General features: G+C 57.9%; 5 protein-coding genes and 1 pseudogene. 1 reads left to right on the top strand and 5 read right to left on the bottom strand.

Annotated features, from left to right (window positions below):
• Positions 1–82: 82 nt before the first annotated feature.
• The 5 genes and pseudogenes from AC1DH9_RS25005 to tssA form a co-directional block, all read right to left on the bottom strand.
• The gene (locus AC1DH9_RS25005; protein WP_477808974.1) at positions 83–607 is read right to left on the bottom strand and encodes a PAAR domain-containing protein; all 525 of its coding nucleotides are present in this window, start codon (positions 605–607) and stop codon (positions 83–85) included.
• Positions 608–617: 10 nt separating this feature from the next.
• Complete coding sequence (tssE, locus tag AC1DH9_RS25000; RefSeq protein WP_054594682.1) at positions 618–1,025, bottom strand: type VI secretion system baseplate subunit TssE; 408 nt, start codon at positions 1,023–1,025, stop codon at positions 618–620.
• Between the two features lie 13 nt (positions 1,026–1,038).
• Positions 1,039–2,514 carry a type VI secretion system contractile sheath large subunit gene (gene tssC / locus AC1DH9_RS24995; RefSeq protein ID WP_429538792.1) on the bottom strand — a complete coding sequence of 492 codons (1,476 nt, stop codon included), beginning with the start codon at positions 2,512–2,514 and terminating at the stop codon, positions 1,039–1,041.
• Between the two features lie 28 nt (positions 2,515–2,542).
• Positions 2,543–3,046 (bottom strand): type VI secretion system contractile sheath small subunit, encoded by a 504-nt coding sequence (tssB, locus tag AC1DH9_RS24990; RefSeq protein WP_071552749.1) that lies wholly within the window; start codon positions 3,044–3,046, stop codon positions 2,543–2,545.
• Between the two features lie 32 nt (positions 3,047–3,078).
• Positions 3,079–4,465: pseudogene (gene tssA / locus AC1DH9_RS24985) on the bottom strand (type VI secretion system protein TssA).
• A gap of 725 nt (positions 4,466–5,190) precedes the next feature.
• Between tssA and tssI the strand changes: the two are divergent.
• On the top strand, positions 5,191–5,758 hold a 568-nt coding region (gene tssI / locus AC1DH9_RS24980), incomplete at its 3' end, for a type VI secretion system tip protein TssI/VgrG (RefSeq protein WP_477808973.1).

Below are 5,758 nucleotides of genomic sequence, written 5' to 3'. Positions count from 1 at the left end.
CTGTTGTATTTGCCATGTCAACATCCCTGTCGTTTTTGCTCGCCTACCCTGCCACTTACCGGGTGAGAGCTATTGTGCATTCTCAAGCAATCGCCACTTTTGTTTGCTGTTCAATAATCAGCTCAACGGGCTCGGCAACGTCCGAGTGGATCATCTTTGTCTTGCCATCGGCACCTGTAACACCGGTAACAATTTTTCCGGAGGCCGTCTTCAGCGTGTATTCGATTCCGGACAGCGGCTTCCCGGTGTCCTGACAATTGATCACAAAGTGCTCGTTAAACGGCCACTGAATCTCCACCGGCAGCGGCGCCACAAACGGCGCCGGCGTATGCGAATTCCCGATAATCACCGTCGAAGACCCGGCGGTAACTTTATTGCCATGGGTCCCTACGGAGTCCACGGTCGCCGCCGGTTTGCCGTTGATCAAAACGGTACTCGCCAACCCGCCAACCATCGCACCACCACACGCGGAGGCATCGCCTTCGCGGGCGGCCGCGAGGCCGTCGAAGAATACGTCGCCGGAACCGGCGGCGATCGGGTTGGTGCTGTGGCCGKGGAGCGGGCAAGCGGTTGGGTCACCGACTCGGGCTGCGGGTTTACCGGACATCGTCGTCTCCTTAATTGACCTTGACTTGACCGCTGCCATCCAGGCGCGCGGCAAAACTGACCTGACGCTTGAAACCTTCAACTTCCAACAGGCCTTCGATACTGAAGGTCAGCCTGAGTTGATCGTTGTCTCGCGGCAGGGAAACGACACGCACGTTGGTGAGGCGTGGCTCGTAGGCTTCGATGAAGCGTTCGATGGCCAGGCGGGCCTGACTCAGGGAGTCATGCAGGCTCAGGCGCATGTCGTTGAGATCGGGTAGCCCGTAATCGGACAGCGTTTGCACGCTGCCCGCACGGGTGCTGAGCATCTTGGCCAGATGGGCAGCCACCGACGCCATGGCGGAAACCTCGCGGCTCCAGCCGACGCGTTTGTCCGCGTCGCCACCCAGGCGTTCGAAAAGGCTGCCGTATCCAGTCATGAGTTAGCTCCGCTTACTCTTTGTCCAGCTTGCCAACCAGCGACAGGGTGAAATCGGCACCCATGTACTTGAAGTGCGGGCGCACGTTCAGGCTGACGCGGTACCAGCCTGGCTCGCCTTCAACATCGCTGACGACGATCTGGGCGGCACGCAGCGGACGACGGCCACGAACTTCGGCGCTCGGGTTTTCCTGGTCGGCCACGTACTGGCGGATCCACTTGTTGAGTTCCAGCTCGAGGTCGGTACGTTCTTTCCACGAACCGAGTTGCTCGCGCTGCAGCACTTTCAAGTAGTGAGCCAGGCGGTTGACGATCATCATGTACGGCAGTTGGGTGCCGAGCTTGTAGTTCAGCTCTGCGGCCTTGCCTTCGGCACTGATGCCGAAGAACTTCGGTTTTTGTACCGAGCTTGCGGAGAAGAACGCGGCGTTGTCGCTGCCTTTGCGCATGGTCAGGGAGATGAAGCCTTCCTCGGCCAGCTCGTATTCACGACGGTCGGACACCAGCACTTCGGTCGGAATCTTGGTTTCGATTTCGCCCATGCTTTCGAAGTGGTGCAACGGCAGGTCTTCAACCGCGCCACCGCTTTGTGGGCCGATGATGTTCGGGCACCAGCGGAATTTGGCGAAGCTGTCGGTCAGCTTGGTGCCGAACGCGTAGGCCGTGTTGCCCCACAGGTAGTGCTCGTGGCTGTTGGCGACGGTTTCTTTGTACACAAACGATTTCACCGGGTTTTCTTCCGGATCGTACGGGTTGCGCAGCAGGAAACGCGGAACGGTCAGGCCGACGTAACGCGAGTCTTCGGACTGACGGAAGCTCTGCCATTTGGCGAATTGCGGGCCTTCGAAGTGATCTTTCAGATCCTTCAGGTCCGGCAGGCCGGTGAAGCTTTCCAGGCCGAAGAATTTCGGGCCGGCAGCGGCGATGAACGGCGCGTGGGACATGCACGCAACGCTCGACACGTACTGCATCAGTTTCACGTCTGGCGAGCTTGGCGACATGAAGTAGTTGGCGATGATCGCGCCCACTGGCTGGCCACCGAACTGGCCGTATTCAGCGGTGTAGATGTGCTTGTACAGGCCAGCCTGCATCACTTCCGGCGAATCTTCGAAGTCGTCCAGCAGGTCTTGCTTGGAGACGTTGAGGATTTCGATCTTGATGTTTTCGCGGAAGTTGGTGCGGTCGACCAGCAACTGCAGACCACGCCACGCCGATTCCAGCGACTGGAAGTCCGGGTGGTGGAGGATTTCGTCCATCTGACGGCTGAGCTTGGCATCGATCTCGGCGATCATGCGGTCAACCATGGCTTTCTTGACCGGCTCACCGTTGTTCTGCGGCTTGAGCAGTTCTTCGATGAACGCCGACACGCCGCGCTTGGCGATGTCGTAGGCTTCGTCGTCCGGGGTCAGACGGGTTTCGGCGATGATGCTGTCGAGAATGCTGTATTCGCCGTTCTCGTTACTTTTTTGCTGCGCTGCACTGGTGCTCATAGTGTTGGCTTCCTTGGCTGATGGGGACTCAGGCGTCCTGGGCTGCGGCGTTCAGGCCCAGCTCACCCAGTACGCGACCGCGCGATTCGTCGTCGGCGAGAACGCCTTCGATGGCTTTGCGGAAGGCAGGTGCGTTACCCAGTGGGCCTTTGAGGGCTACCAGGGCGTCACGCAGCTCCATCAGTTTTTTCAGCTCAGGCACTTGCTCGACCAGGCTGGCCGGGTTGAAGTCCTTCATCGAATTGACGCGCAGTTTCACGGCCAGCTCTTCGGTGTCGCCCTCTTCCTGAAGACGGTTCGGCACGCTCAGCGTCAGCTGCAGTTCTTGCTTGGCGAGCACTTCGTCGAAGGTCATCTTGTCGATGCTGATCGGCTTGCGATCTTCAACTTTGCGCTCGTCCGCGCGGTGGGTGTAGTCACCGATTGCCAGTAGTTTCAGCGGCAGTTCAATCTCTTCCTGAGCACCGCCGGTGGCGGGTTTGAAGGTGACGTTGATGCGTTCCTTGGGGGCTACCGAGCCTTCTTTGGCCATGGCTTTTCTCCTTGCGGTTGTGGCCCTGGGGCCTATTCGAGTACCACTTCGAGATCGAGGTGGCACAGCCTGCGATAAATCTCTTCCTTGCGTTCTCGCACTGCGTGGTTCTGCGGCAACAACTCACAGCAGCTATGCAGGAGGTGCAGCACTTCCAGCGCAAGATCAGGCTCCCAGGCGTGCAAGCCTGAGTTCTGTAATTCTGAATCGAGGGTTTCGAGTTGGGTCTTGGCCAGTTCGTATTTCTTGGCCAGGAAGCACAGTCGCGCCAGGCTGAACTGCCAGAAGAACCGCACGCGCCCGCCGTGGGCGGCTTGCAGGCCTTGCTTGAGAATCTGCACCGCGGCCTTGAGGCCGTCCTTGCGCAGCACCGGCAAGACTTCTTCGAGCGCCAGTTCCCAGGCCGGTTGGCTGCTGCTGACTTCGCTCGGCGTTCAGCCCTTGCAAACATTCCCAGACCAGCCGCTGGCCATCGAACCAGAACGGTGCCTTGGCCAGGCTCGCCTCCAGTTCTACCAACAGGTCGGCGAATTGCCCCTGCTCGAAACGGTCCTGATAGATTTTCAGCTTGTCGACCGGTAGCCCGCGCAATGCGGTGATTTGCTCGGCGTTGCGCTCTGGGACAGCGTCGATCGGCAGCCAAAGCAACGTGCGATTCAGGCGCAGGGCGCGCAGGTCAGTGGCTTTCTGCTTCAGCCACCAGGCGCACAACGGGCGCGCATTTTCCTGCTGCGCGCGCAGGGCCTTGTGGGCTTCTTTTTCGTTGTCGATCGGCGCCCCGGGGGTGAACAGTTGCGTCGCGACCTGCTTGACCTGAGCCACCACCGCGCCGACAGCGCCGGGCTCCGGCTGGTTGTCGGCGGCGCGCTGGACCATGTTTTTCAGACGGCGGGAGATCGGCAGCAGCAGCGGCGCGTCGTCGCCCAAATGCTCGGTGCAGGCAGCATCGAGACCTTCCAGGTGCTCGACCAATCGGCGGAACAGCGGCAGTTGCTCTTTGATCGCGACGTTTTCGTTCAGCACCTGCTCGAGACGCGGCACCAGCCAATTGATGGCGGCGGAACGGGTGCGGGCCTTGTTCGGGTGAATCTCGGCCCAGTGGTTTTCACACAGATGGTGCAGCAGGCCGAGGCCGGCCAGCAGGCCCTGGAAGGATTCGCGCTGATACAGCGCCCAGGTCAGCCACGCACCAACGCGCAAATCCTTGGACTGGGTTCGCAGCAGCGCTTCACTGTTTTCGCGGATTTTCAGCCAGTCGATCTGACCGCTTTCATGCATGGATTGGGCTTTGCCCAACTCGCTTTCCAATGCCTCATATTCGCTCGAAAAACGAACGTCCTCGCCCGCGAAATTCTCTTTGGAAACAGAGGCTTTTGCGAGTTCAAGGTAATGAGCGGAAAGTTTGCTTGAGTAGGACATCCATGGCCTTTAATTAGGATTACAGTCATACGGCCCTTGGAGTTGCAATGGCGCCGGACAGTATCAAAGAGCTGCGATGAATCTCATCCAATTGAGTCCTCGCTCTTTAAAGTGCGCGCATCCTAATCACAATGATGGCTATTAGCAAGCACCCGATTAAACAACAAGACAGTGTCGTCTCTGTTGCTTGCAGGAGATCTCCCTATATGTGACAGGGGATTCCCTGACACCAGACTTGATCTTTCCACCTTCGACGCGAGCCCCCCGAAACCATTGAGCCAGAGCGGTCAATCATCCCTGTTTATCATCACCGAGGAATTCATATCCTGACGCTGACGCCAGCATGACAAAAACAGAAAATGAAAAATGTAGGAGGTTTCTGAAAAGTTACAGTCATCCATAGACATCGCGACAACTGATAATAAGCAATAGAAAGTGCCATCAAAATGATGGCACCCCATATATCACCCATCCCCTCCAAATACATCCTCAGCTCGCCTCAAACTTCACAAAAGTTTCGAAAGCCCTTCGCATTGCTGACGCAATATGCTGAAACGCGGAAAACTCCGACGTGTTTGCTGGAGGTGTCCGACATTCATTTTTTTGCCCTCTTGTTAGCGTGTTGGGCAGTTTGCGCTTGCGCAGGCCAGGTATGGCTTGGGCACCGCGATTTATCTCTTCTTTGGGCTTAAGGACGAGCCACGAAAAAGCAAAAGGATGAGCATATGTCCGCACCGGCCCATGCTGCCCATTTCACGCTTGTGATTCCGACGGTTCGCAACGATTTCAAAGTCCTGGCCTTTGACGGCACTGAAGCCATCAGCGCCTTGTATTCGATCCAGATTGAACTGGTCAGCGAGTACCCGGATTTCGATCTGGAGAGCCTGCTGAGCCAGCCGGCTTTCCTCCAGTTCGGGCTTAACGGCGAAGGTATTCATGGCTATATCGACGGGGTGCGCGCAGATGATGTCGGCAAGCGCCTGAACCGCTATCAGCTGATCCTGGTGCCGGCGCTGCACTATCTGCAGTTCAGTCGCGACCAGCGGATTTTCCAAGGCCAGACGGTACCGAAAATCATCGCTCGGGTACTCAAGGCACATGGCATCCAGGCGGATGCCTTTACCTTCAACGTCAGCACCAGTCCCGAGCGCGAATACTGCACTCAATACGGGGAAAATGATTTCGAGTTCGTCCAGCGACTGTGCGCCGAGGACGGCATCGCGTGGCATCACCAGCATTCCCGCGACAGCCATCTGTTGGTGTTCACCGACGGCCAGACCTTCTTCCCCACAC

The organism is Pseudomonas sp. 05T35 (assembly GCF_056396605.1).
Note: the sequence above shows the minus strand (reverse complement) of the source record. Positions and strands in the feature narration are given on the sequence as shown.

Coding starts and splice junctions, on each gene's coding strand:
- tssE (WP_054594682.1), bottom strand. CDS start 1,025: ATGACTGGATACGGCAGCCTTTTCGAACGCCTGGGTGGCGACGCGGAC.
- tssC (WP_429538792.1), bottom strand. CDS start 2,514: ATGAGCACCAGTGCAGCGCAGCAAAAAAGTAACGAGAACGGCGAATAC.
- tssB (WP_071552749.1), bottom strand. CDS start 3,046: ATGGCCAAAGAAGGCTCGGTAGCCCCCAAGGAACGCATCAACGTCACC.